This window comes from Pseudaestuariivita atlantica (assembly GCF_001205715.1).
Taxonomy (GTDB): domain Bacteria; phylum Pseudomonadota; class Alphaproteobacteria; order Rhodobacterales; family Rhodobacteraceae; genus Pseudaestuariivita; species Pseudaestuariivita atlantica.
This window is the reverse complement of the sequence record NZ_AQQZ01000003.1, coordinates 94760-119604: the sequence shown is the minus strand read 5'-3', so window position 1 is coordinate 119604 and position 24845 is coordinate 94760. Positions and strand designations below refer to the sequence as shown.

General features: G+C 69.7%; 29 protein-coding genes and 1 riboswitch. Of the genes, 8 read left to right on the top strand and 21 right to left on the bottom strand.

What is annotated here, in order from left to right:
* Positions 1-16: 16 nt before the first annotated feature.
* Together ATO11_RS07185 and ATO11_RS07180 are read left to right on the top strand one after the other, a co-directional pair.
* Complete coding sequence (locus tag ATO11_RS07185) at positions 17-1171, top strand: calcium-binding protein (RefSeq protein ID WP_050530176.1); 1155 nt, start codon at positions 17-19, stop codon at positions 1169-1171.
* 265 nt (positions 1172-1436) lie between these two features.
* Positions 1437-1913 (top strand): CoA-binding protein, encoded by a 477-nt coding sequence (locus ATO11_RS07180; protein WP_050530175.1) that lies wholly within the window; start codon positions 1437-1439, stop codon positions 1911-1913.
* A 3-nt stretch (positions 1914-1916) separates the two neighbouring features.
* Here the strand turns inward: ATO11_RS07180 and ATO11_RS07175 are convergent, their stop codons facing one another.
* From ATO11_RS07175 to cbiT, 9 genes are read right to left on the bottom strand one after another with little or no spacing between them, the layout of a single operon-like run.
* Positions 1917-2231, bottom strand: coding sequence for a phosphoribosyl-ATP diphosphatase (locus ATO11_RS07175; protein ID WP_050530174.1), 315 nt, complete (start codon positions 2229-2231; stop codon positions 1917-1919).
* Positions 2228-2992, bottom strand: coding sequence for an imidazole glycerol phosphate synthase subunit HisF (hisF, locus tag ATO11_RS07170; protein WP_050530173.1), 765 nt, complete (start codon positions 2990-2992; stop codon positions 2228-2230). The genes ATO11_RS07175 and hisF overlap by 4 nt, the downstream gene beginning before the upstream one ends.
* 59 nt (positions 2993-3051) lie before the next feature.
* Positions 3052-3435, bottom strand: coding sequence for a hypothetical protein (locus ATO11_RS07165; protein WP_134643084.1), 384 nt, complete (start codon positions 3433-3435; stop codon positions 3052-3054).
* Entirely contained in the window at positions 3432-4184 is a 753-nt protein-coding gene (cobF, locus tag ATO11_RS07160) for a precorrin-6A synthase (deacetylating) (protein ID WP_050530171.1), read from the bottom strand. The genes ATO11_RS07165 and cobF overlap by 4 nt, the downstream gene beginning before the upstream one ends.
* Positions 4181-4918, bottom strand: coding sequence for a uroporphyrinogen-III C-methyltransferase (gene cobA, locus ATO11_RS07155; RefSeq protein WP_050530170.1), 738 nt, complete (start codon positions 4916-4918; stop codon positions 4181-4183). Before cobA ends, cobF begins: the two co-directional genes overlap by 4 nt.
* A complete protein-coding gene (locus ATO11_RS07150) occupies positions 4915-6219 on the bottom strand; it encodes a cobyrinic acid a,c-diamide synthase CobB (RefSeq protein WP_050530169.1) in 1305 nt (434 codons plus the stop codon). The genes cobA and ATO11_RS07150 overlap by 4 nt, the downstream gene beginning before the upstream one ends.
* Positions 6216-7001 carry a precorrin-4 C(11)-methyltransferase gene (gene cobM, locus ATO11_RS07145; protein ID WP_050530168.1) on the bottom strand — a complete coding sequence of 262 codons (786 nt, stop codon included), beginning with the start codon at positions 6999-7001 and terminating at the stop codon, positions 6216-6218. Before cobM ends, ATO11_RS07150 begins: the two co-directional genes overlap by 4 nt.
* The gene (locus ATO11_RS07140; RefSeq protein ID WP_110553604.1) at positions 6998-7363 is read right to left on the bottom strand and encodes a cobalamin biosynthesis protein; all 366 of its coding nucleotides are present in this window, start codon (positions 7361-7363) and stop codon (positions 6998-7000) included. Before ATO11_RS07140 ends, cobM begins: the two co-directional genes overlap by 4 nt.
* Positions 7345-8526, bottom strand: coding sequence for a precorrin-6Y C5,15-methyltransferase (decarboxylating) subunit CbiT (gene cbiT / locus ATO11_RS07135; protein WP_050530167.1), 1182 nt, complete (start codon positions 8524-8526; stop codon positions 7345-7347). Before cbiT ends, ATO11_RS07140 begins: the two co-directional genes overlap by 19 nt.
* Between cbiT and ATO11_RS07130 the strand changes: the two genes are divergently transcribed.
* A complete protein-coding gene (locus ATO11_RS07130; RefSeq protein WP_050530166.1) occupies positions 8525-9265 on the top strand; it encodes a cobalt-precorrin-6A reductase in 741 nt (246 codons plus the stop codon). The genes cbiT and ATO11_RS07130 overlap by 2 nt on opposite strands.
* On the opposite strand, the gene cobJ is transcribed toward ATO11_RS07130, so the two are convergent.
* The 7 genes from cobJ to ATO11_RS07095 all read right to left on the bottom strand — a co-directional run bounded on the left by cobJ (position 9241) and on the right by ATO11_RS07095 (position 16963).
* Entirely contained in the window at positions 9241-9975 is a 735-nt protein-coding gene (cobJ, locus tag ATO11_RS07125) for a precorrin-3B C(17)-methyltransferase (RefSeq protein WP_050530165.1), read from the bottom strand. The genes ATO11_RS07130 and cobJ overlap by 25 nt on opposite strands.
* Positions 9976-10084: 109 nt before the next feature.
* A complete protein-coding gene (cobI, locus tag ATO11_RS07120) occupies positions 10085-10804 on the bottom strand; it encodes a precorrin-2 C(20)-methyltransferase (protein ID WP_050530164.1) in 720 nt (239 codons plus the stop codon).
* Positions 10801-11430, bottom strand: a complete 630-nt coding sequence (locus tag ATO11_RS07115) for a precorrin-8X methylmutase (RefSeq protein ID WP_050530163.1) — start codon at positions 11428-11430, stop codon at positions 10801-10803. The genes cobI and ATO11_RS07115 overlap by 4 nt, the downstream gene beginning before the upstream one ends.
* Positions 11420-12310 carry a cobalamin biosynthesis protein CobG gene (locus ATO11_RS07110; RefSeq protein ID WP_134643083.1) on the bottom strand — a complete coding sequence of 297 codons (891 nt, stop codon included), beginning with the start codon at positions 12308-12310 and terminating at the stop codon, positions 11420-11422. The genes ATO11_RS07115 and ATO11_RS07110 overlap by 11 nt, the downstream gene beginning before the upstream one ends.
* Positions 12307-15534 carry a cobaltochelatase subunit CobN gene (gene cobN / locus ATO11_RS07105; protein WP_050530161.1) on the bottom strand — a complete coding sequence of 1076 codons (3228 nt, stop codon included), beginning with the start codon at positions 15532-15534 and terminating at the stop codon, positions 12307-12309. The genes ATO11_RS07110 and cobN overlap by 4 nt, the downstream gene beginning before the upstream one ends.
* A gap of 1 nt (position 15535) precedes the next feature.
* On the bottom strand, positions 15536-16570 hold the full coding sequence (gene cobW / locus ATO11_RS07100) for a cobalamin biosynthesis protein CobW (protein WP_050530160.1): 1035 nt from the start codon (positions 16568-16570) through the stop codon (positions 15536-15538).
* Between the two features lie 18 nt (positions 16571-16588).
* Positions 16589-16963, bottom strand: coding sequence for a DUF1636 domain-containing protein (locus tag ATO11_RS07095; RefSeq protein WP_050530159.1), 375 nt, complete (start codon positions 16961-16963; stop codon positions 16589-16591).
* Between the two features lie 78 nt (positions 16964-17041).
* Positions 17042-17257: riboswitch (cobalamin riboswitch) on the bottom strand.
* Between the two features lie 33 nt (positions 17258-17290).
* On the opposite strand from ATO11_RS07095, the gene cobO reads away from it, so the two are divergent.
* The 3 genes from cobO (at position 17291) to ATO11_RS07080 (ending at position 19075) form a co-directional block, all read left to right on the top strand.
* Positions 17291-17905 carry a cob(I)yrinic acid a,c-diamide adenosyltransferase gene (cobO, locus tag ATO11_RS07090; RefSeq protein ID WP_242601376.1) on the top strand — a complete coding sequence of 205 codons (615 nt, stop codon included), beginning with the start codon at positions 17291-17293 and terminating at the stop codon, positions 17903-17905.
* A gap of 496 nt (positions 17906-18401) precedes the next feature.
* Positions 18402-18737 (top strand): Lin0512 family protein, encoded by a 336-nt coding sequence (locus ATO11_RS07085; RefSeq protein ID WP_050530158.1) that lies wholly within the window; start codon positions 18402-18404, stop codon positions 18735-18737.
* Positions 18738-18739: 2 nt separating this feature from the next.
* Positions 18740-19075 carry a Lin0512 family protein gene (locus tag ATO11_RS07080; protein ID WP_050530157.1) on the top strand — a complete coding sequence of 112 codons (336 nt, stop codon included), beginning with the start codon at positions 18740-18742 and terminating at the stop codon, positions 19073-19075.
* Between the two features lie 2 nt (positions 19076-19077).
* Here ATO11_RS07080 and ATO11_RS07075 read toward each other — a convergent pair whose 3' ends face one another.
* Entirely contained in the window at positions 19078-19446 is a 369-nt protein-coding gene (locus ATO11_RS07075) for a VOC family protein (RefSeq protein WP_050530156.1), read from the bottom strand.
* A 94-nt stretch (positions 19447-19540) separates the two neighbouring features.
* On the opposite strand from ATO11_RS07075, the gene ATO11_RS07070 reads away from it, so the two are divergent.
* Positions 19541-20995 carry a cobyric acid synthase gene (locus ATO11_RS07070; protein WP_050530155.1) on the top strand — a complete coding sequence of 485 codons (1455 nt, stop codon included), beginning with the start codon at positions 19541-19543 and terminating at the stop codon, positions 20993-20995.
* On the opposite strand, the gene cobD is transcribed toward ATO11_RS07070, so the two are convergent.
* The 4 genes from cobD to ATO11_RS07050 are packed head-to-tail and all read right to left on the bottom strand — an operon-like array spanning position 20992 to position 24274.
* The gene (gene cobD, locus ATO11_RS07065) at positions 20992-21960 is read right to left on the bottom strand and encodes a threonine-phosphate decarboxylase CobD (protein WP_050530154.1); all 969 of its coding nucleotides are present in this window, start codon (positions 21958-21960) and stop codon (positions 20992-20994) included. The genes ATO11_RS07070 and cobD overlap by 4 nt on opposite strands.
* Complete coding sequence (cbiB, locus tag ATO11_RS07060; RefSeq protein ID WP_050530153.1) at positions 21953-22897, bottom strand: adenosylcobinamide-phosphate synthase CbiB; 945 nt, start codon at positions 22895-22897, stop codon at positions 21953-21955. Before cbiB ends, cobD begins: the two co-directional genes overlap by 8 nt.
* Positions 22894-23700 (bottom strand): hypothetical protein, encoded by an 807-nt coding sequence (locus ATO11_RS07055; RefSeq protein WP_050530152.1) that lies wholly within the window; start codon positions 23698-23700, stop codon positions 22894-22896. Before ATO11_RS07055 ends, cbiB begins: the two co-directional genes overlap by 4 nt.
* Entirely contained in the window at positions 23687-24274 is a 588-nt protein-coding gene (locus tag ATO11_RS07050) for a histidine phosphatase family protein (RefSeq protein ID WP_082176199.1), read from the bottom strand. Before ATO11_RS07050 ends, ATO11_RS07055 begins: the two co-directional genes overlap by 14 nt.
* 49 nt (positions 24275-24323) lie before the next feature.
* Between ATO11_RS07050 and cobU the strand changes: the two genes are divergently transcribed.
* Positions 24324-24845, top strand: coding sequence for a bifunctional adenosylcobinamide kinase/adenosylcobinamide-phosphate guanylyltransferase (gene cobU, locus ATO11_RS07045; RefSeq protein ID WP_050530150.1), 522 nt, complete (start codon positions 24324-24326; stop codon positions 24843-24845).

Here is a 24845-nt window from a genome sequence, read left to right as displayed (position 1 = left end):
TCGAAAGGATGGTGCCATGCTCATTACCGGCACGACGGATCCCGAAACGCTGATCGGCACCGCCGGCAACGACACGCTGGACGGGGTCGGAGGCGGTGATCTGTTCCGCCCCGGCGCCGGCAATGACCTCGCCCTCGGCAGCATTGGCAACGACACGTTCGAAGGCAGCGCGGGCAACGACACGCTGCGCGGGTTCGGCGGCAGCGACCTGTTTCTCCTGACCGACATGGGCGGCGCGACGCTCGATCTTGAACGGATCGTGGGCGGGGGCGGCGACGACGTGCTCGACCTCACCGTGACGTCCGCCCCGCTGTCCTTCACGGCGGCGGCGGTGGGTGCGGCACCGGGGTCGGCGGGGTTCGGGCTGGTCTTTACCGGCATCGAACGGTTCGCGGTGCTGAGCGGCATCGGGTCGGACACGATCCTCACAGGCGACGGCGCGGATACCGTCACGTCGGGCGGCGGCGCCGATACCGTGTTTTCCCGCGCCGGCGACGACTTCGTCAGTTCGGGCGACGGCGATGACAGCCTGCGCGGCGCGGGCGGCGACGACAGCATGTTCGGCGGCGACGGCAACGACCGGATGCATGGCGGGCGCGGCGACGATTTCATGTTCGGCAACGAAGGCAACGACATCGTCTGGGGGGCCGAGGGCAATGACGACCTGAACGGCGCCGACGGCGATGACAGCCTGTTCGGCCATGACGGCGACGACACGATGCAGGGCGGCGCGGGCAATGACCGGCTGCGCGGCGGCGACGGCAACGACCTGATGAACGGCGGCGGGCATGACGACATCGTGCTGGGTCAGGCGGGCGACGACACGGTGATCGGATCCGCGGGCAACGACCGGCTTTACGGCGGCTCGGGCCGCGACGTGGTCGATGGCGGGTTCGGCAACGATACCCTGTCGGGCGGCGCGGATGCCGACCTCTTCCTGTTCAACGCCTCGCCCGGCAACGACGTGGTCCTCGATTTCGAACCGGGCCTCGACCGGCTGCGCATCGCGTCCATCGAATTGCCGCCGGGGGTGACGACCGCCGCCGAACTTCTGGCCGACCACGCCACGCTGACGGCGACCGGGCTGGTGATCGACCTCGGCCCGTGGGAGATCGACCTGCGCGGCATCACCGACCCGATGCAGATCGTCGACGACATCTCGTTCTTCTGATCGCCGGGACCTCGACCGCAAGTCCCTGACCTCAATGGAAAAAGCGCGTTTCGACCTGTCCGGGCAAGGAACGCGGACCCGCGCGAACATGTCAAAAAACATGCCTGTCACACCTGTGTGAACCCCCCCTGTTTTTCACCGAAACGTACTTACATCACTGATGTCACGCGAGCATCGGAACGCTCGCTCCTGACTTACTGTCCCTCGTTCCGTACCTCCGCGCCCGAGCCTCGCCTCGGGCGCTTTTTTGTGCGTAGCTGCGCGGATGGACTATGCCGATTCCTTCCTGCGCGACGTGCTGACGCGCACCCGCGTGGTGGCCGTTGTCGGGGCCTCGATGAACCCGGTGCGCCCGTCGTACTACGTGGCGCGCTACCTGTCGCTGAAACGCTTCCGCGTGCTGCCGATCAATCCCGGCCATGCGGGCACGCCGTTCTTCGGGGAAACCGTTGCCGCCTCGCTGGTGGAGGTGGGGGACAAGGTCGACATGGTCGATATCTTCCGCCGCCCCGAACACGTGCCCGCGATCGTCGACGAGGCGCTGGAGGTCTGCCCCAACCTGCGCACCATCTGGATGCAGATCGGCGTCACCCACCCCGAGGCCGCCGCCAAGGCCGAGGCGCGCGGCATCGACGTGATCCAGGACCGCTGCCCCAAGATCGAATACCAGCGCCTGTTCGGAGAGTTGCGCATGGGTGGCTTCAACACCGGCATCATCTCGTCCAAGCTGCCGCCGCTCTGAGGGCTACTCGCTGCGCGACGCCTTCTCTGCCAGGCCCGAGACGCCCGCGCGGCGGTCAAGCTCCGCCTCGACATCGGCCAGCGTCACGCCGCGCGCATGCAGCATGACCAGCAGGTGATAGAGGACATCCGCCGCCTCTGACGTCAGCCGCTCCCGGTCGCCTTTCACCGCTTCGATGATGGCCTCTATCGCCTCTTCGCCGAACTTCTCGGCGCATTTCTCGGGGCCCTTGGCCAGCAGCTTGGCCGTCCAGCTGCCGTCCGGGTCCGCGCCCGCGCGGGCCGCGATGGTCGCGTCGAGGTCCCTGATCCCGCTCATGCCGCCAACCTCACCGGCAGGCCCGCCGCCGCCATGTGCGCCTTGGCCTCGCCGATCGTGTAGGTCCCGAAGTGAAAGATCGACGCGGCCAGCACCGCCGACGCGCCACCATCCCGCACCCCTTCGACAAGGTGGTCGAGCGTGCCGACGCCGCCGGATGCGATCACCGGCACGTCCACCGCGTCGGCCACGGCGCGGGTCAGGGGGATGTTGAACCCGTCCCGTGTCCCGTCCCGGTCCATCGAGGTGAGCAGGATCTCTCCCGCCCCCTTTTCGGCCACCGTGCGCGCGAATTCGACCGCGTCGATGCCCGTGGGTTTGCGGCCGCCATGGGTGAAGATCTCCCACCGGCCCGGCTCCACCGTCTTGGCGTCGATGGCGACGACGATGCATTGCGATCCGAACTGGTCCGCGGCGCGGGCGACCACGTCGGGGTCGCGCACGGCGGCGGAGTTGATCGACACCTTGTCTGCCCCCGACAGCAAAAGCGCGCGCACGTCTTCGGCCTCGCGCACACCGCCACCCACGGTCAGCGGGATGTAACATTCCTCTGCCGTGCGGCGGACCACGTCGAACATGGTGCCGCGGTTTTCATGCGTTGCGGTGATGTCGAGGAAGCAGATCTCGTCCGCGCCCGCCGCGTCATAGGCGCGCGCGGCATCCACCGGGTCGCCGGCATCGACCAGGTCGACGAAGTTGACGCCCTTGACCACGCGGCCCTCGGCCACGTCGAGGCAGGGAATGATCCGGGTCTTCAGCATCGGCGCGCGCTCCTTTGGCCGCCTCTTACCGGGTTTCGCCGCGAACGTGAAACCTGATTTTAGGCCGCGTCCCGCCGTGCCAGCCACGCCCGCACCAGCGCCAGCGCCCCGATCAGCAGGGTGAACAGCGCCACGGGCGGCAGGTAGCGCAGGATGCGCAACTCGATCCGCAAGAGCGTCTCGCCCCGTGCCGCCACATCCCCGGCACAGCCGCTGACGACGGGACCGGCGGAGCAACCGGTCGCGGCAAAGGCCCGCGCGGCGGCATCCAGCCCGATCACCAGCGCGCTGAGGAACAGAACCGCAAGGCACAGCCACAGCCACATGCGCCGCCGTCCCGCGACCCTTGCGCCCTCACGCGCGTGGCTGACTGCCAGCGCCGCGCAGGCCGGAGGAAGGCCGAGCCCGATCCAGACGAGGACGGACAGCACCACCGCCATCACGCCCCAGCATCGCCACGCCGCAACAGCGTCGTGTCCATGATCCAGCCATGCGCCGCGCGCGCCTCCACCCGTGCGGCACGGATGCGGGGCAGGGCGTCCTTCAAGCGGCCCGCGATGCTGATCTCTTCCGCCATCCCGGCATAGGCCGTCCACCAGACCTGCGTATCGTCGGGCAGCGTCTCGAAACTCGTGCCCTCGTCCAGCATCACGACGATTGTTTCCGCCCCCTCGGGCCAGCCGTGATCGCGCAAGCGGCGGGCGGGCAGGATCGCGACCGTTCCGCCCAGCGTGTTGAGCGGGATCGCATGCGCCGCCGTCATCGCCTGGATCGCGGTGATGCCCGGCACCACTTCCACCCACATGGGCAGATCGCGCGCCACGCGCCCGGCGATGCGCAGCGTGGAATCGTAAAGCGACGGATCGCCCCAGACCAGAAGCGCCGCGTGCCCCTCCTGTCCAAGCGGGGCCAGCGCCTCCTGCCACAACCGGGCGATTGCGTCGTGCCACGCCTCCACCCGTTCGGCGTAATCGGTGATCGCCGGATCGCGGCGGGGCATCTCGAACACGGCCAGCGGCACGTCGGGCGCATGATCGGCACAGATCGCGCGGCGCAGGTCGGCAAGGTCCTCTTTGCCGCGCCCCTTTTCGGGGATCAGCACCCGGTCGGCCTCTTGCAGCACCCGGATCGCCTGCAGCGTCAGGTGTTCGGGATTGCCCGTCCCGATGCCGATCAGCGACAGCCGGATCACGGTTCGGGCACCTCGGGCGGGTCCATCAGCGCGCCGTAGAAGATCAGCGCGGGCGCGCTGCTCACGCCATCCTCCAGCGCCTCGGCCAGCGCGGTGAGCGTCGTAGGCGTATAGCTTTCATCGGGGTGCGAGACGCTTTCTGCCAGCATCGCGGGCGTGTCGGGCGGCAGCCCCGCCTCCTGCAACATGCGCGCGAAGGCCGGGAAGGTGCGTTTGCCCATGTAGACGACCGTGGTTGCCAGCGGATCGGCAAGTGCCGCCATGTTCAGATCTTCCGGCAGCTTGCCCGCCACGTCGTGCCCGGTGACGAATTGCAACCGCCGCGCGGTCAGTCGCCGGGTCAGCGGGATGCCCACCGCCGCCGCCGCCGCGCTGGCCGAGGTCACGCCGGGGATCACCTCGAACGGGATGCCCGCCTCGACCAGCGCCACGATCTCTTCCTCCAGCCGCCCGAAGACGCCCGCATCCCCCGATTTCAGCCGCACGATCCGCTGGCCGGACCTGGCATAATCGACCAGCAGGCGGCTCACGTGGTCCTGCCGGGGGGAGGGACGCCCGGCGCGCTTGCCCACGCCCACGAGGTCCGCGCCCTCGCGCGCGTGGTCAAGGATCGGCCCCGCCGACAGATCGTCGTACAGAACGGCATCGGCGCGGCCCAGCCGGTCCACCGCCTTCAGCGTCAACAGCTCGGGATCCCCCGGCCCGGACGACACGAAACTGACGAACCCGCTCACGCCCGCGCCTCCCCGATCAGGTGGAAGAACGTGCCGCTGACCCGGCCCCGCACGCTGCCCGTCTCGGGCACGGTCGCGCCGGTGGCGTCGGTCACCTCGGCCAGCGGCGCGTCGGGCTGTTCGACGATGGTGGAATAGTGGAATTCGTGCCCGCGCAGCCGCGCACCTTGCGCAAATCCCGGCAACGTCGCGGTGAGCGCGGCAGACCGATAGCCCAGATGCATCTTGCGCTTGGCGTAAGAGGTCACCAGCCCCAGCCGTCCCGCCATTCGGTGCGCGGTGCCGTCACGGTCGACCAGCGCCTCGCCCAACGCCATGTAGCCTCCGCATTCGCCATGGATCGGCCCGTCAAAGGCCTGCATACCCGCGCGCCACGTCTCTGCCGCCGCCAGCGTCGCGCCGTGCAATTCGGGGTAACCCCCCGGCATCCAGACACAATCGGCTTGGCCGTCCGGGGCTTCGTCGGCGAGGGGAGAGAACGGCAGCACCTCTGCCCCCGCATCCCGCCAGCCATCGATCAGGTGCGGATACACAAAGGAAAACGCCGCATCCCGCGCCAGCGCGATCCGCTGGCCGGGTGGTGGAGCCACGGCGGCAGTGCCTTCGACCGCTCGCGCGCTACTTGCGGCGGCAGCGCGCAAGGCGGCAATGTCCACGTGCTCTTCAACCAGGTCTGCCAGATCATCCAGCAACGCCGGAAGCCCCGCCTGTTCGCCCGCCTGCACCAGCCCCAGATGCCGTTCCGGCATCGCGATCTCCGACCGGCGGGGCAAGGCACCGAGCACACTCACGACCGCGCGGTCCATCCCATCGCGCACCAGCGCCTCGTGCCGGGGAGAGGCGACGCGGTTCAGGATCACGCCCGCCAGCGTCACGCCCTCGCGGAACCCCTGCACGCCGCGCGCGACCATCGCCGCCGTCTGCGCCGCGCCGGAGACGTCGACCACCAGCACCACGGGCCAGCCCATCAGCGCCGCGATGTCGGCGCTGGCACCCGTGCCCGCCTCGCCGGGCTTGGCGACCCCGTCAAAGAGGCCCATCGCCCCTTCGGCCAGCACGATTTCGGCCTCCCGGCCCGCGCGGGACATCAGCGTCGCCGCGTCCATCGCCCAGGCATCGAGGTTGACCGACGCCCGCCCGCTTGCGGCGGTGTGGAAGGCCGGGTCGATGTAATCCGGCCCGCATTTGTAGGGCTGCACCGCCACGCCCGCCCGCGCCAGCGCGCGCAACAGGCCCAGCGTCACCGTCGTCTTGCCGGTGCCCGAGGCGGGGGCCGATATGACAAGCCCCGGCGGGATCATTCCGTCCCCTCCGGGAAGCGCGGATGCGTGCCGACCGGGCGATAGCGCCGGTCGTAATCGCCCGCGTAGAGCCGGCTTTCGTCGAACCCTTCCGCACCGATGGCAGGCCCCACAAGGATCAGCGCCGTACGCCCCGGCCCCTCGGCCGCCGCTTCGGGCAATGCGCCAAGCGTGGTGCGCACCACCTGTTCGTCGGGCCACGACGCGCGCCAGACGATGGCAACCGGGCACTCCGCCCCGTAATGCGGCACCAACTCGTCCCGTACCTTGTCTGCGACGTGGATCGACAGGTGAATGGCGAGCGTCGCCCCCGTCGCCCCGAAATTGTCGAGCGTCTCTCCCTCGGGCATCTGCGTCGCGCGGCCCGAGGTCCGCGTCAGCACCACCGATTGCGCCACGCCCGGCAGCGTCAGTTCCTGCGCCAGAAGGGCCGAAGCGGCGGCAAAGGCCGGCACCCCCGGCGTCACGTCGAACGGGATGCCCATGGCGCGCAACCGGCGCAGTTGTTCACCCATCGCCGACCAGACCGACAGGTCACCCGAATGCAGCCGCGCCACGTCATGGCCTGCCGTATGGGCCGCGCCGATCTCGTCCATGATCTCGTCCAGCGACAGGGGCGCGGTGTTCACGATTCGCGCGCCGTCTGGGCAATGCGACAGCAGCGCCTCGGGCACCAGCGACCCGGCATAAAGGCAGACGGGGCAGGCGGCGATAAGGTCGCGCCCGCGCAGCGTGATGAGGTCCGCAGCCCCCGGTCCCGCACCGATGAAATGCACCGTCATGTTCCAGCCTTCCCTTCGGCAACCGCCATGGTCACCATTCCGTCCTGCGACACGCGCCGCGCCGCGATCAACCGCCCGCCGCCGCTGGCCGCAAGGGCCACCGCCTCGCAGACCGACCCGGTGCCGAACCGCTCTTCGATCCGCGCGGCCCGCGTCGGCGTGTCGATCCCCGCCACCGCGCCGACCTCCACAACCGGCAGGCCCGTCCGCGCCGCGAACTCAACAAAGCCCGGCAGAGCGGCCTTCTCGGCCAGAACCGCCAGGTGCGTCGCCGCGACACCGTCGGCCAGCTCGGCAAAGCTCGTCCACGGCGCTTGCGCCCGCATGCCGAACCCCGCCACGATCATCGCGCCACGCTCCATTGCACCACGGGCCGGGCGGGCGTCCAGCCCCGGAACCCGCCAAGCGGCGCGGTCTGCGCGATCTCGATCCGCGTCAGCGTGCCGCCGCGCGCCGCATGCTGCGCCATCACCAGCGTCTCCGTCTCCAGCGTGACCGCGTTGATGACCAGCCGCGTGCCCCTGGGCATCACGTCCCACACTTCGTCGATCAAGGCCGCGCTCGCCCCGCCGCCGATGAACACCGCGTCAGGTGCACGGTCGGGCAAGGGGTAGGGCGGGGCCAGTATCGCATGATGCACCGCCATGTGCCGCGCCACGCCGTACCGCGCGGCATTGGCGCGGATCGTGTCGACCCGGTCCTCCCGCGCCTCCACCGCGTCGGCTGTCGCGCCGCGCGCCGCAAGGCACCATTCGACCGATATCGCACCGGACCCGGCACCAAGGTCCCACAGATGCGCGCCCGGCCTCGGGGCCAGCGCCATCACCGTCAGCGCCCGCACATGCCGTTTGGAGATCTGGCCGTCATGGTCGAACGCATCCTCCGCCCGCCCCGGCAGCATCGCACGGGCGGGCCCGTCCAGCGCCACCGCCGCCGCAACAAGATCGCCGATGTCACCCGGCATCTCCGCATCCGCACGCAGCGCCCGCACCCGTTCGCGTGGCCCGCCCACGGCCTCGCACACCGTCAACAGGCTCGCGCCATATCCCTCGCCCACCAGCCACGCCGCCAGTTCCGCCACCGCCGCACCGTCGCGCAGCGTGCAGATCAGCCGCCCGCCCGGAGCCAGATCGCGCGCCAACGTCGCCATCGGCGCGGCGTGCAATCCCCGGCACGCGACATCCTCCATCCGCCAGCCCAGCCGCGCCGCGACCCACTGGAAGACCGACGGCGCGGGATGCGCGACCCATTCACCGGGGGCAAGATCGGCCATCAGCGACCCGCCCGCGCCGAACCAGAACGGATCCCCCGATACCAGCGCCACGGTCGGCCGCCCGCGACAGGCCAAGAGCGGCGCGGTCGAAAAGGGCACCGGCCACTCGGTGCCCGCCACGCCCGCCAGCGCAAGGTGACGCGGTGCGCCGAACACCTGTTCGGCGGCGGCCAGCGCGGCACGGCTTGCGTCCGACAGGCCCGCCGGTCCATCCTCGCCCAGCCCGATCAGCGTCAGCCAGGGATCAGCCATGCGCCTCCTCCTTCTCGGCGGAACGTCCGAAGCCTCGTCCCTCGCCACGGTGCTGGCCGGGCTGGGGATCGACGCCGTCTTTTCCTATGCCGGCGTCACCCGCCGCCCCAAGGCGCAACCGCTGCCCACCCGCACCGGCGGGTTCGGCGGCGTGCCGGGTCTTGTCGCGTACCTGCGCACCGAGGCGATCACCCACGTGATCGACGCAACCCACCCCTTCGCCGCGCAGATGAGCCGCAACGCCGTCGCCGCCTGTGCCGAGGCGGGCGTGGCGCTCACCGCCTTCGAACGCCCGCCATGGCCGCCGCGCCCCGGCTGGACCCGCGTGCCCGACATGGACGCCGCGATTGCCGCGCTGCCGGAACAGGGCGCGCGCGTCTTCCTCGCCATCGGCAAGCAGCAGGTCGATGCCTTCGCCGCGCGCCCCGGCAACTTCTACCTCCTCCGCATGATCGACCCGCCCGAGGCTCCGCCGGCCCTGCCGGACCACGCCTGCGTGGTCGGGCGCGGGCCGTTCACCCAAGCCGGTGACCGCGCGCTGATGCAGGCGCATGGCATCACCTACCTGGTGGCCAAGAACGGTGGGTCGGACAGCGCCGTGGCCAAGCTCGACGCCGCCGACGCACTGGGCGTGCGTACCGTGATGATCGACCGCCCCGTGACGCCCGACCGCACCGTCTGCCATGACGAGGCCACAATCCTGCGCTGGCTCGGTCACGAGACCGACCTCGGGGTATAGTGGAACGGCCCCACCGCCCGCGTCGCGGCGGTGCCCACGATCACGACGGTGCGCATGTCCGCCATCTCGGGCGTGGCCTCGGCCAGCGTGGCGGTGCGGATCTGTTCTTCGTCCGTCGACACGGCCCGCGCGAAAAAGATCGGCACCTCGCCCGGCAATTCCTCCCGCAGGACCTCCAGCGCCTCGCCGAACTGGTGCGGGCGGGATTTCGAGCGCGGGTTGTAGAAGGCCATGGCAAACCCGCCCCGCGCGGCGTGGCGCAAGCGGTGCACCACCACCTCCCACGGCTTGAGGTTGTCGCTGAGATTGATCGCGGCGAAGTCATGCCCCAGCGGCGCACCAATCCGCGCCGCCGCCGCCAGCATCGCCGTGATCCCCGGCATCACCTCGATGTCGAAAGCCTGCCGCTCGGGCCGATCCTCCAGCGCCTCGAACACCGCCGCCGCCATCGCGAAAACGCCGGGATCGCCCGACGACACGACCACCACGCGCCGCCCCTTGGCGGCAAGGTCCAGCGCCAGCCCGGCGCGGTCCAGCTCCACGCGGTTGTCGCTGGCATGCAGCGTCAGGCCCGGCCGTTCCGCCACCCGGCGCACGTAAGGGATGTACCCCACCACGTCCGTCGCGGCATCCAGCGCGGCAGAGACATCGGGCGTCACCAGCGCCTCGTCTCCGGGGCCAAGGCCCACGATCTTCACCCAGCCCGCCATCACCGCGCCTCCGAAGCGAGGCGCGCTTGCAAGAGCGCGACGAGCGCCACCGTTCTTAACCCTTTGTTATAGGGTAACCCACGGGCTACCCTGGGAAAAACGTCGCTGTTCATGGCCGTCTTCCCCGCCCGTGAATGACGCAGATCGCGAAATAGGGGACCTCTCCCTCGATCTCCGCCAGCATCCGCACCTGTTCGCCCGCCATCGTCCCGCGCTCGACCAGCCACGCCTCTTCCAGCTTGCCGGCGGCCTCAAGCGCGCGGCGCAGCTTCGGCAGGTTGCGCCCGATCTTCATCACGACCAGCGCGTCCGTCCCGGCGATCCGCCGGGTCAATTCATCCTCGGGCAGCGTCGCCATGCAGACGGTCAGCACGTCGTCGCCCCATGTCACCGGTACGCCCGTCGCCGTCCAGCACCCCGACATGCCCGTGATCCCCGGCACGATCTCCACCGGGACCAGCCCTTCGAGCCGCACATGCAGGTGCATGAACGAGCCATAGAAGAACGGATCGCCCTCGCACAGCACGACCACGTCATCCTTCCGCGCGATCTCGGCCAGCCGCCCGGCCCATTGCTCGTAGAACGACGACAGTGCCGCCTTGTATTCCGGCCCGTCGAACGGCAGCTCGGTCGTGACGGGGTATTCCATCGCGTGTTCGACGGCGTCCTCGCGCAGCATCCCCTCAACGATCGCGCGCGCCTGTCCGGCGCGGCCCGCCTTGCGGAAATAGGCGATGTGCCGCGCGCCCGAGATCAGGCGATGCGACCGCACGCTCATCAGGTCCGGGTCGCCGGGGCCGAGTCCTGCACAGATCACCCGGCCCGTCATTCCGCCCGGCTCGCCAGCGCGTTGACCGCCGCGACGGTGATCGCCGACCCGCCCAGCCGCCCGCGCACGATCATGGCGGGGCAGGGCAGGTCCTGCATCAGCGCATCCTTCGATTCCGCCGCGCCCACGAACCCGACGGGGCAGCCGATGATCGCAGCCGGACGCGGGCAGGCGGGGTCTTCGAGCATGTTCAAAAGGTGGAAGAGCGCGGTCGGCGCGTTCCCGATCGCGACCAGCGCCCCCTCAAGATGCGGACGCCACAATTCCAACGCCGCCGCCGACCGCGTGTTGCCCATTCGCGCCGCCATCTCGGGCACCTCGGCGTCGCGCAGCGTGCAGATCACCGCGTTGTCGGCGGGCAGGCGTTTGCGGGTGATCCCCTCGGCCACCATGAACGCGTCGCAGAGGATCGGCGCGCCACCTTTCAGCGCCGCACGCGCCACCGTCGCCATCCCGTCCGAGAAGGCCACGTCGCGTTCCAGCCCCACCAGCCCCGCCGCGTGGATCATGCGGACGACGACGGGTTCCTCGTCGACGTCGAACCGGTTCAGGTCGGCCTCGGCCCGGATGGTGCGAAAGCTTTCTTCGTAGATCGCCGCGCCGTTGGTTTCGTATTCATGCGGCATCGTTCGTCCCCGCGCCGTCCGACCGCAGCCGCGGGTCGAACGCATGTGAAATGAAATCCGGCGCGTCGTATTCGCGCACGCGCTCAAGCAGGATCATCCGCCCCGGCATCAGGCGCAGCCCGTGAGGGCTTGCTTCGTCCAGCAGCCCGCGCAGCCGCTCTGCCGTCAGCGCGCCGCCCGGCACGCCGATCACGCAGCCATTGGGCAGAGTACCAGGCACCAGACCGCCCGCCCGGTGCGCCATCGGCTCGGCGCGCCAGTCCTCGGGCGGTTCGGTCGTCGCGGTCAGGTCGGCCATGCGCCGCACGCCATCGGTCTTGTTCGCGGCGAACCACTCCGCCAACGCCACAAGATGATCGACGGCGGTGTCGAGCGTCACGAGCCGCCCCGCCTCCACGCCGTCGGCGCGCAGCAGGATGCCGTCATCCACCCTCTCGAACCGGAAATCGGCGGATGCGTCCCGCAGCACCGCCGCGCGGCCCGTATCGACCGCGATACCCAGCTTCTCCGGCAGGTCGGGCAGGCGGCCAAGGCCCGCCACGATCCGGTCGTGCAAAGCCTCGGTCTCCGCCCCCGGCGACCAGAGCGGCGTGACGGTGATCTGCCGCCGCGCCTCGGTCACCTTGTCGGGATCGACCAGCCCCACGGCGTCGAGCCGCGCCACGAGGTCCGCGTGGGTCGCCTCGGTCACGCCCCGGATCTGCAGGTTGGCGCGGCTGGTCAGTTCCAGCGCGCCGGACCCACAGGCTTCGGCGGCATCGCAGATGGCGCGGGCCTGTTCGGGCGACAGGCGCGACATGGGCGGCTTGACCCGCACCAGCAGCCCGTCCTCGACCTCCATCGGGCGCAACACGCCCGGACACCACCCCTTTGCCGTCATGCCGCGCCCTCCAATGTTGCCCGGATCGAATTGCGCCGCGTCTCCCACAGGCCCGCTTCGAGCAATGCCTGAAACTGCGCCCGCATCGCGTTGAACGCGCCGGGATTTTCCCGCTCCAGGAAGTCGGCGACCTGCGCGTCGCCCAGCGTCGCGTCGTGATACAGGTCGAACAGGTGCGCCGGCACGACGCCCGCGAGATGCGCGAAGGCGGCCATGTGATCGAGCGTCGCCGCGATCTCTGCCGCGCCCCGGAACCCGTGCCGCATCATGCCGGCGAGCCAGTCGGGATGGGTCGCGCGCGCGCGCACGACGCGGGCGATCTCCTCGGGCAGCGCGCGGGCGGCGGGGCGGTCGGGGCGGGTGGCGTCCATGTGATAAAGCGCCGGAGCTTCACCGCCCAAGGCCTTGACGGCGGCGGCAAATCCCGCCTCGTGCGTGGCATAGTCCGAGGCCAGGAGCAGATCGGTTTCCGGCAGGTCCTGCACGTGCACGAAGGCGTCCGCGCCGCGTACCCGCGCCTCGACCGCATCGCGCGCCTCGGTGATCTCTCCGCTCGCGGCGATCGCGTGGGAGGAGGCCGCCAGCCAGGCCTCCCCGGCCCTCTGGCGGGCGGCGTCGGTGAGCGTGTCGAGCATCCCGTGCATCGCCAGCCCGTACTGCCCCGGACGCGGGCCGAACACGCGCGGCGTGGCATCGCGATAGGGGTTCTGATCGGCGGCCTCGTCACGCTCCTGTAAGGTTGCGGCGGCACGTTCGAAAAGCTGCGCAAGCCCCGGAAAGACATCGCGAAAGAGACCCGAGACCCGCAGCGTCACGTCGATGCGCGGGCGGCCCAGCAGCGCCAGCGGCAACACCTCGAACCCCGTCACGCGGCCCGACTTGTCGTCCCAGTCGGGCGCGAGACCGGCAAGGTGCAGGGCCATCGCGAATTCCTCGCCCGCGGTGCGCATCGTGGCCGATCCCCACAGGTCCACGACCACGTTGCGCGGCCAGTCGCCGTTGTCCTGCAGATGCCGCCGCACCAGCTCTTCGGCCATCTTCACGCCTTGCGCGTGCGCGGCTCTGGTCGGCACGCTGCGCGGGTCGGTTGTGTAAAGGTTCCGGCCGGTTGGCAGGACATCTTCACGTCCCCTGTAAGGACTTCCGCTGGGCCCGGCGGGCACGCGGCGGCCCATCAGGGCCGACAAGAGCCCCTCCCGTTCCGCCGCGCCGTGGGGGCCGGTGCCGAGGACGTGCAGGCCGTCGCCGAACTGGCTTTCCTTGATGTCGCAGACGAAGCGGTCGATCCGGGTCACGGCCTCCGCCGCCGAGGCGTCTGTGGACAAGTCGAGATCCCGTTCCACGCCGGTCGCTTGCGCCTCGTCCCGGATGTTCTGGATGAGCCTGTCGCGGCGCGCCGGGTCAAGCCCGTCGGCGGTTGAATACTCGTCCAGAAGCCCTTCGAGACGTTGCAGAACCTCCGGCACCGCGCTGCCCGTCATGGGCGGCGGCACGTGGCCCAGCGTGACCGCGCCGATGCGGCGCTTGGCCTGCGCGGCCTCGCCCGGATCGTTCACGATGAACGGGTAGATCACCGGGGTCGTGCCAGACAACAGCTCCGGCCAGCAGGTGTCTGACAGGGCGACGGATTTTCCCGGCAGCCATTCCAGCGTGCCATGCGCACCGACGTGGATCAGCGCGTCGATCCCGCGCTCCCGAAGCCACAGGTAGAAGGCGACATAGGCATGGCGCGGGGTGCGGGCGAGATCGTGGTAATCGTCATCGCGTTCGGCGACCTCACCGCGCTCGGGCTGGAGCGCGATCAGGGTCTTGTCGGTCTCCACGCCCGCGAAATGTACGGCGCCATCGCGGATATCCGGATCGTTCGACGGATCGCCCCAAGCTGCTTCGAGCGCTGACTGAGCTTCGTCCGGCAAACGCTTGAGGGCAGAGCGATAAGAGGCCAGGGGCCAAGTCATCGTCTTATGTGTCAAACGGTTGCCAAGGTCGCCTGGCACGTCGCGCCCCAGCCACCCGGCGAGTTCCGTGGTCGAGGCCAGAGGGTCGAGACCGACCGCGTGCGCAAGGTTCCAGTCACGGCCCGGATAGGTGGACAGAACGACCGCGAGGGTCTTGTCCTGCAAAGATTTTTGGCCCAGCGCATGCCACGCGGCGACACGCTCCAGCACATGGTCGATCCGTTCCGCATCGGCCCGGTGGCCGAAATGCGAGAATTCGAGGTCGGGGTCCTTCGCCGCCGGGGCCTTGAAGCTGGCGACGCCCGCGAAGAGGCGCCCGTCGACTTCGGGAAGGACGACATGCATGGCGAGGTCGGCGGGCGACAGACCGCGTTCCGCGTCCAGCCATTCCTTGCGCCGCGCCGTCGACAGCGCGACTTGGAAGACCGGGCAGCCGGGCGCGTCGAGGGGCGAGGTGCCGTCGGTGCCCTGCGCCGAGAAGGCCGTGGCGTTCACGATGGCGGCGGGCGACAGGCGGGCCAGTTCCGTGCGGGTCCAGTCGGCGGCAGCGGGTTGCTTGAGCGACGCCGCGAAAAGGCCGATGGCGGCGAATCCCCTCGCTTCGAGCGCGCGGATCAGCGCGTCTACCGGCTCGGTGTCGGCAGAGGTAAGGTAGGAGCGGTAGAAGGTCACCACGACCAGCGGCCGGGCCTCGGGCGGGTTGGGCACCACGCCCGTATCGGGGTGGTACCAGCCGAAATCGGGGACCGACTTGGTGCCGATCACCGGGGCCGCGTAGAGCCCTGCCGCCAGCGCCATTTGCGCCAGCGCCGCATGCGCCGCGACCGCGCCGCCCGCTTCGCACAGGGCAGAAAGGCGGCGAAGGGTCGAAACCGGCACGGTGGAAAGCGCGTCGAGCGCGGGGTCGGGGCGGCCATCGGCGGGCAGCACGGCGAGCGCGATGCCCTGCCGGCGGCAGAGGTCCTGAACGGACATAAGCCCATAGGACCAATAGCTTTCTCCGCCGATCAGGCGGATCAGGATGCCCTTGGCGTGGGTCAGCGTCTGCTCGATATACGTATCGACCGACAGGGGGTGTTTCAGCGCGACGAGGTTTGCCAGCCGCACGGAGGGCAGGTCGTCCTTCCCGCGCCGGTAACCCGCCTGGAACGCACCAAGGTCGCTGTCGGAGAAGGACAGCACGACAAGGTCGGCCGGGGATTGCCCCAGGTCGAACGGCGTCTCGGTATCGTCGAGGCCCTGGCTTTCGCGGAAGACGACGTGCAAATCAGACCCCCAGGATGTCCTTGATGGTCTGCGGGTCGACGTGGTCGTGTTCGGCGATCACCACGAGGGCCGAGGCGCGGGGGCGGTCGCCCCAAGGCGCGTCAAACTGCATCCGCACGCGCGCGCCCACGGCCTGCACCAGCATCCGCATCGGCTTGTCCTTGACCGCGATGTAGCCCTTCACGCGGAGCGCGTGGGCCTCGTTGGCGAGGCGTTCGATGCGGGCCTCCAGATCGGCGGGGTCGTCGATTTCTGGCATCTCCACCACGATCGTGTCGAAATCGTCGTGTTCGTGGTCGTCATGCCCGTCATGGTGCGAGGGCCGCGCGTCGAGGTCGTCTTCGGCCGCGGCACCCAGCCCCAGCACGACGCGCGGGTCGATGCGGCCTTCGCTGACGGGCAGGATCGGCAGGGTGCGGGGGGATTCGGCCTCGACCGTCTTGCGGGCGCTGGCCATGGTGGCGTCGTCCACGAGGTCGGCCTTGGTCAACAGGATGATGTCGGCGCAGGAGATCTGGTCTTCGAACACTTCCGACAGGGGCGTTTCGTGGTCGAGCGACTCGTCGGCTTCGCGCTGGGCCTGCACCGCGTCCACGTCGGGGGCGAAGCGGCCAGCGGCCACCGCCTCGGCATCCGCCAGAGCCACCACGCCGTCCACCGTGATGCGGGACCGGATCGCGGGCCAGTCGAACGCTTTCAACAAAGGTTTGGGCAGCGCCAGACCCGAGGTTTCGATCAGGATGTGGTCGGGCGGTTCGGGCAGGGCCATGATCTGTTCGATCGTGGGGATGAAATCGTCGGCCACGGTGCAGCAGATGCAGCCGTTGGCGAGTTCGAGGATGTTTTCCGCCGGGCAGTTCTCGTCCGCGCAGCCCTTGAGGATCTCGCCATCGACGCCCATCGTGCCGAACTCGTTGACCAGCACGGCAAGGCGCTTGCCTTGCGGGTTCTGCATCAGGTGGCGGATGAAGGTCGTCTTGCCCGAGCCGAGAAAGCCGGTGATGACGGTGACGGGGGTTTTCGACAGGTCGGACATGGGCAGCGGACCGTTTTCCTAGAGTTTCGGGGGGCCGGATAGCATCGGCGGGATGCGGGCGATGGATTGTTTGCGAAAGATCACGGGCCGTTCGCGCCACGGGACAAGACCATCGGCGGTCGCGGCATAGGCGGCGGCACCCGCCATGATGTCGGCGGCGTGGCCTTCATCGGGGTCCATCCGGCCATAGACATAGGTCCACTTGCCGTCCTGCTGCAGTGCGACCGAGCAGCCGGTCTTGCAGGCGGACAGGCATTCGACGGGCTGGATCGTCACGCCGTCGGGCGCGTCCATGGCGAGCAGTTCCTCGGCCAGTCGCGCGCCGCGGCGCGGTGCCTCGGGGTCGTCGCCGTCGTGGCGGCAGGTGGTGCAGACATACAGCGTTGCGCCCATGTGTCATTCTCCATCGGCGCATGGGGGACCGGCGGGGAGGCTTCCCCCGCGTGATCCGGCCCCGACACACCCCGGTCGTCCGTGTCTCGTTCGCTGGCAGGTCTCCCGGCTTGCGAAGTGCCTATCTGGCCCGGCCGCTGCCTTCCCGGGCGATGCCCAGTGGCGTCTAGCGGCCTCTTCGGTCACGGTCGCGGGGGCGGCTGCGTCAGACACAATTTTCGTACGAAAATTGTCCCCCTCGCATTCCCTCTTCGTCCAAGGTAGCCCTTGGACACCAGCACCTGTCACCTAGAGGCGCGCGCGCGCCGGATGTCAACCGGAGACGTCATGTCACAGATCGACGAAAACACCCGTCACGCCACCAAGATGGCCAAGAAGAAGGCCGCGCGGGACAAGATCATGGCGAAGAAGGAGGGCGAGAAGGGCCTCATCATCGTCCATACCGGGCCGGGAAAAGGCAAGTCGTCGTCGGGCTTCGGCATGATCCTGCGCTGCATCGCGCACGAGATGCCCTGCGCCGTGGTTCAGTTCATCAAGGGCGCGTGGCAGACGGGCGAGCGCACGCTGATCGAGGCGAATTTCGGTGATCTTTGCCAGTTCTACGCGATGGGTGAGGGCTTCACGTGGGAGACGCAGGACAAGGAGCGCGACATCGCCGCCGCCGCTAAGGGTTGGGAGAAGGCGAAGGAGTTGATCCGCGATCCGAAGATCAGGATGGTGCTCTTGGACGAGATCAACATCGCGTTGCGGTACGATTACCTTGATATCGACGAGGTGGTGGCGTTTCTGCGCGAGGAGAAACCGCCGATGACCCACGTGGTGCTGACGGGCCGGAACGCGAAAGAGCCGCTGATCGAGATCGCGGACCTCGTGACCGAGATGACGTTGGTCAAGCACCCCTTCCGGTCGGGCATCAAGGGCCAGAAGGGCGTGGAGTTCTGAGCCGCACGTCGTCGGGACTTTGGCGGAACGGCAGGTCTCCTGCCTTCGCGAGACGGTGCCAGATGGGCCCTGGACCGGCGATCCTGACGGTGGTCTCCGGGCGCTTTATCTCTCAATCCCGAAGAAGCGGTGGTCCCTGCGCCGACGGCAACCATATCGCCGGGCCTGGGGAGGGCCCGTCGATGCGCGGCGGGCTGAAGCCCTTGATTCCGCGCGGGGTTGGGGGCGCAATGACTGGTCACGCAGCTTAGAACGACGGCTCCAGACGGGCCCTGGACCGGCGATCCTGAGGTTTGCCTCCGGGCGCTTTATCTCTAAAATCCGCAGAAGCTGAGGTCTGCGCGTTGACGGCAGACATATCGCCGGGCCGTGGGAGGGCCCGTCGATGCGCGGCGGCCTGCGGCCTTGATTCCGCGCAGGGAAACAGCGGAACAGGCTGGTTTCTGCGATCCAACCGCCTATACCCAGAAGCAACCGCAGATAACGGACGACCGCCATGCCCCAGAAACGCCTCCTCACCGAATTCGGCATGGGCACCTCGCTCCGCCGGCAGGACTATACGCAGGCCGCAACCCGCGCCGTGAAGGACGCGCTGTGGCACAACTCGATCAACCTCGCGGAACTTTTCGGGCGCGAGAAGCACGAGATGATCATCACCGTCGAAATCGGCGTGGCCGACCCAGCGGCGGTGGACACCGACGCGGTGAAGGCGGTGTTTCCCTACGGACAGGTCTCGGTCCACGCGGTGGAGGGCGGGCTGGACGTGCCGCGCCCCGACGGCAACCCGACCGTCATCGCCAACGCCGCCATCTCTGTCGCGCTGGAGGTCTGATCATGCAGCGGTTCATCATCGAAATGGGCATGGGCAACGACCTTTACGGGCAGGATTACACCAAGGCCGCGGCGCGGGCGGTGGAGGACGCGATCCGCCATTCCTCGATCCCGATGTTCGAGGCGCTGGGGCTGTCCCATGACGAGATGGAGGTGCGCGTGACCATCGGCGCGCAGGAGCCGGACAAGGTGGATACCGGCGCGCTGGCGGCGAAACTGCCGCGCGGGCGGGTCACGGTCAGCGCCGTGAAAGGCGGGCTGAACGTCACGAACCCCGATTCGGGCAACGTGACGGTGATCGCCACCGCCGCGGTCGAGGCGTTCCTGCCGAAACAGTGAGCCTACCGATGCTGGTCGAACAGGATCGGCAACCCGTCCGGGTCGACCACCACGAAACTCGCGGGGCCGACCTCGGCGCCTTGTTCCTGCTGGATGTCGAAACCCGCCTCCCGCAGCCGTTCTTTCAACTCGCGGACATCGGTGAACGGGTCAACCGGTTGCGCCGACTGGTCCCAGCCGGGATTGAAGGTGAGCATCGGGCCGTCGAACATACCCTGGAAGAGGCCGATGACCACGTCGCCGTTCTTGAGAATGGTAAACCCGTGCTCGTCCGAGCCGCCGAAGCTCTGGAACCCGAGGGTTTCGTAAAAGGCCTTGGACCGGGCGAGGTCCTTGACCCCGAGTGAGACTGAAAACGCGCCAAGCTGCATGTGGCGTCCTTTCCTGCTGAAATCGGTCGCAAGCATAGCAGATATTGACCCCGCCGTCCGGGCAGGGTCAGGAACGGGCATCGGAAGGGGAGGCATGGCGTTGGGCAAGGCCATCATGTTGCAGGGCGCGGGATCGAACGTAGGCAAGTCGATGCTTGTCGCGGGGCTCTGCCGTGCGGCTGTGCGGCGGGGCCTGACGGTCGCACCCTTCAAGCCGCAGAACATGTCGAACAACGCCGCCGTGACCGCAGACGGCGGAGAGATCGGACGCGCGCAGGCATTGCAGGCGCGGGCCTGCGGACTCGATCCGGTGACGGACATGAACCCGATCCTGCTGAAGCCCGAAACCGACATGGGCGCTCAGGTGGTGGTGCAGGGCAAGCGCCTGACAACCGCCAAGGCGCGGGATTATGCGAAGCTGAAGCCGCAACTCATGGCCCCGGTCCTGGAGAGTTTCAAGCGATTGAAAGCGGCGCATGACCTTGTGATCGTCGAGGGCGCGGGCAGCCCGGCAGAGGTCAACCTGCGCGCGGGCGATATCGCCAACATGGGGTTCGCGGTTGCCGCCGACGTGCCGGTCGTGCTGATCGGCGATATCGACCGGGGCGGCGTCATTGCGCAGATCGTGGGCACGCAGGCGGTGCTGGACGCGGGCGATGCCGCGATGATTTCCGGGTTCCTGATCAACAAGTTCCGGGGTGACGTGTCGCTGTTCGACGATGGCTATGCACTGATCGAACGGACCACCGGCTGGCCGGGATTCGGCACCTGCCCGTGGTTTGCGGACGCGCACAAGCTGCCTGCCGAAGATGCGCTCGACCTGCCCAAGGTGAGTAGCGGTGAGGGGCTGAACGTGGCCGTTCTGGCGCTCAGCCGCATCGCCAATTTCGATGATGCCGACCCGCTGGCGGCGGAATCGGGCGTCCGGCTGTCGATGATCCGGGCGGGGCAGGCGATCCCCGGCGATACCGACCTTGTCATCATTCCCGGCTCGAAATCAACGATCGGGGATCTCGCCTTCCTGCGCGCGCAGGGCTGGGACATCGACCTTGCCGCGCATCTGCGGCGCGGCGGGCGGGTGCTGGGCATCTGCGGTGGCTACCAGATGCTGGGTACGAGGATCGAGGACCCGGACGGGATCGAAGGACCACCCGGCGCGACCGAGGGGCTGGGGCATCTGGACGTCGTCACGCGCATGACACCCGACAAGCGTCTGACCCGCGTCCGCGCGACCCATGCCGCGAGCGGGGCGGAATTCTCGGGCTATGAAATCCATATCGGCCGGACCGAGGGGCGCGATCTGCAACGTCCCTTCGGATTCGTCGATGGCGCGGCAGAGGGCGCGATCAGCGGCGATGGGCGGGTGATGGGCAGCTACCTGCACGGCATGTTCGCCGATGACGGGTTCCGCGCGGCTTTCCTTGCCGCGATGGGCGCGGCCCCGTCGGGGGTGGCCTATGACGCGGGTGTCGATGCGGCGCTGGACGCGCTGGCCGACCACCTTGAGGCGCATCTGGATGTGACGGGCCTGCTGGGCCTCGCCCGTTAGGCGCCAAGCGCCGCTTCGACCCGGTCCCATTCGTCGCCGCCACCCGGCAGGCCGAGGCGCAGCCATGTGTCGGAATAGGGGAAAACCCGGCTCCAGATGCGGGCGCGGGCGAGCTTTTCCTGCGCGGCGCGGGCATCGCCGGTGTCGTAAAGGCGGAAGAGGGCGGTGCCGCCCACCGTGCGCCATCCCGCGCGGTCTGCGGCGGTGTCGAGGCGGGTGGTCTCCGCCCCAAGCCGCGCGCGGGTCGCGTCGGCCCACGCGATATCGGCAAGCGCCCGTGCGCCGATGGCAAGGGCGGGGCCGCTGACGGCCCATGGGCCTGCCTCTTCCCGCATCGCCATCAAAAGCCGCGCGGGGCCAAGGGCAAAGCCCAGCCGCAGACCGGCAAGGCCGTAGAACTTCCCGAACGAGCGCAGCACGACCACGTTGTCGAGCGCGTCGAGCATGGGGCACAGCGAGGCTTCGGGTGTGGGATCAACAAAGCTTTCATCGACCACCAGATGCCCGACCTCGTTCGCCAGCGCGCGCAAGCCGGCGGTCGCAAAGGCGCGGCCATCGGGGTTGTTGGGGTTCACGATCACGGCCAGCGCGGCCCCTGCCAGCGCGGCGGGGTCGGCCACCTCGCGCACCTCCCACCCGGCGGCGCGGGCGCTGGCAGCGTGTTCGTTGTAGGTGGGGGCGAGGATGCGCATCTCTCCGCGCGGCAGAAGGCGCGGGATCAGCTGGATCGGCTGGGTGGCCCCGGCGAGCGGCAGGATCGGGGCCTCGGTCGCATAGGCCGCGCGGGCGGCATCGGTCAGCGCCTGCATCGCCATGTCGCCCGGCAGGTCCGTCCACGCCCCACGCGGCGCGTCGCCCACGGGATAGGGTACGCGGTTGATCCCGGTGGAGAGGTCGATCCACTCCCCCGCCGCGCCGCCAAAGGCCGCGCGCGCCGCGTCGAGGTTGCCGCCGTGATCACGCAAGGGCCAGTCCTCCGATCAGGGCGAGGCCCGCGCCCATCGCCCAAAGTGTCCGCCGGTAAAGCGCCAGCCCGCGTGCAAGGTCGCGCGGTGCGGGGTCGGGGGCCGAGGCGTTGACGTAAGGATCGTCGGTCGGGCCAGTGTCGTAAAGGCGGGGGCCGGAGACGCGGACCTGAAGCGCACCTGCCATCGCCGCCTCGGGCCAGCCGGCATTGGGCGAGCGGTGGTGCCGCGCATCGGCGCGTATCACCTCCCACGCCGCGCGCGGGTGCCGCGACAGAAGGGCAAACAGCGCGCCGGTCAGCCGTGCCGGGATCCAGTTCACCACGTCATCGAGCCGCGCCGCCGCCCAACCGAAGGCGCGGTGGCGCTCGGTCCGGTAGCCGATCATCGAATCGAGCGTGTTGACCATCTTGTACCCCGCGATCCCCGGCAGCCCGAACAAGGCCCCCCAGAACAGCGGCGCGGTGATCCCGTCCGACGTATTCTCGGCCAGGCTTTCCAGCGCGGCGCGGCTGATGCCGGTGTCGTCCAGCCGGGTCACGTCGCGGCCCACGATCATGGCGACGGCGGCGCGGGCGTCGTCGGTCCGGCCCGCCTGCAGGGGGCGCAGGACGGCGCGCACGTGCTCGCCCATCGACCACGCGGCGACGAGGGGCCATGCGAGGAGGGCGAGGATCAGCGTGCCGACCAGCCCGTCGGGCAGGGCGGTCTGCACCAGTGCCGTGGCGAGGATGACGCCGCCCACAAGGCCTGCGACGGTGAGGATGCCCGCGACGCGGCGGCGCGTCTCGCTGCCATGGTTGAACGTGCGGTCGGCCCAGCCGATGGCGCGCCCCGCCCAGGTGACCGGGTGGCCGATCCGGGCATACAGCGCGTCGGGCCAGCCGATGCAGGCGTCGATGCCGAGCGCCAGCGCCATGGCGAGCGCCGCGCTCATGCGCCGACCCCGAAGCGCAGGGTGCTGCGCAGGCCGGCCTCTGCCAGTGTGGCCCCGGCGTGGCGGGGGGCGGTGCCGGGCGAGAAGAGCAACGCGCGGGCGGCCCCGGTATGCGACATGGCCCAGCCAAGCGCGCCGAGGTCGCGGGCGATCGCTGGTGTCGGGTCGGTGGCGGGTCCCCGCGCGGCGCGGCAGCGGCTGGCGCTTTCGCTGGCGAGTGCGGCGGCAGCGGCGGCGTCGCCCCCTGCACAGGCGTCACGCCAGCGCGGGATCAGGTCCGCGATGTCGGGGAAATCGGTGTCTGACGGGTCGGTCGGCTGGCACGGCCCCCACAGCCCGCCGACCACGTCGAAGCGGGGCGGGGCGGGCAAGCGGGCCAGCGTGCGGCCTTGCCGGGAGGCCCAGAGCCGGGCGGCCGGGTCGGGCCACATCAGCGGGTCGCTCGCCCCTTCGGCGATGCGGCAGGCGCGGGCGAGTTGGGTGGGCGTCGCCGCGATCCCCGCCGCGCGAGCTATCGACAGAAGAAGCGCGGTGGACATTCCGCCACCGGCACCAAGGGGCAGGGTGGTGAAGACCCCGAACCGGCCCTTCAGCGGCTGGCCGAGGGCGCGGGCGAACCGGCCCCACGCGGCGCGGCTGACGGGAGCACCCGCCACGCCGAACCCCGCTTGGCCCAAGCGCACCACGCGGGCGCGGGCCACCGGGCAGGGCAGCGTGACCAGCGCGACCGGGCCGTCGGGGCCAAGCCTGCCTTGCAGGAACTCCCCGAAATGGCCGGCGACCCCGGCATCAGGCCGCGTCATGCGGGCTCCAGTTCACGCGGGCGATGGCCATCGGCCCGTCCGGCAGGCCCTGCAATTCCGTCACTGACCAGTTACCCACCGCGAAGGCGAGGCCCGCGGGCGGCTCGACCAGCGCGAGGCCAAGCGATGCGCGGATCACACCGGCATGGCTCACGACCGCGATCCGCCCGCCGCGCGCCATCAGGTCGCGCAGCGCGGGCGCGATCCGGTCGGTGACCTGCAGGAAGCTCTCGCCCTCGGGCGGCTGGTGCGCGGCCAGCTGGGCCAGCGACAGGGGGCCGAGATCGGGCATGTCGGCAAGCCAATCGCCCTCCCATTCGCCGAAACTCTGCTCCCACAGGCGCGCATCGACCTCCGCCTCCACCCCCGGCCAGAGCGCCTCCGAGGTCTGCGCGCAGCGGGTGGCGGGGGAGCGGACGATCAGGTCGGGCGTGCCGCAAAAGGCGGCGACCGCGCGGGCCTGCGCGGTGTCGCTCACGTCGGCCTCGACGTCGCGCCGCCCCGACAGGCGGTCGGGCGCGACCACCGGCGCGTGGCGGATCATCAGGAGCGTGGTCGCGCGCGGCGCGGGCATGGTCGCATCTCCCGTTGCGGTGCGTGCGTTATTGATGTCTCTAGCGCGCATGAGCAAGACGATATTGGTCACGGGCGGGGCGCGGTCGGGCAAAAGCCGGATCGCCGAGGAAATGGCGCTGGGCCTGTCCCGGCCCGCCACCTACATCGCCACGGCCGAGGCATGGGACGACGAGATGCGCGCGCGCATCGCCGCCCACCAGGCGCGGCGCGGGACCGAGTGGCAGACGCTGCACGCCCCGCGCGACCTGTGCGCCGCGCTGGCCGAGACAGACGCGCCGGGTGCCGCGCGGCTGGTGGATTGCCTGACGCTGTGGCTCACCAACCTGATGTTGGCCGGGGGCGACGATGCGCCCGACCTGCGGGCCGAGACCGAACGCCTGATGGCCACGCTGAAGGCTCAGGCGGGGCCGGTTGTTCTGGTATCGAACGAGGTGGGCATGGGCATCGTGCCAGACACCGCGCTGGGCCGGGCTTTCCGCGATGCCCAGGGGTCACTCAACCAGGCCGTTGCGGCCACCGCCGATGAAGTCTATCTGGCCGTCTCCGGCCTGCCCCTCAAGGTTAAATAG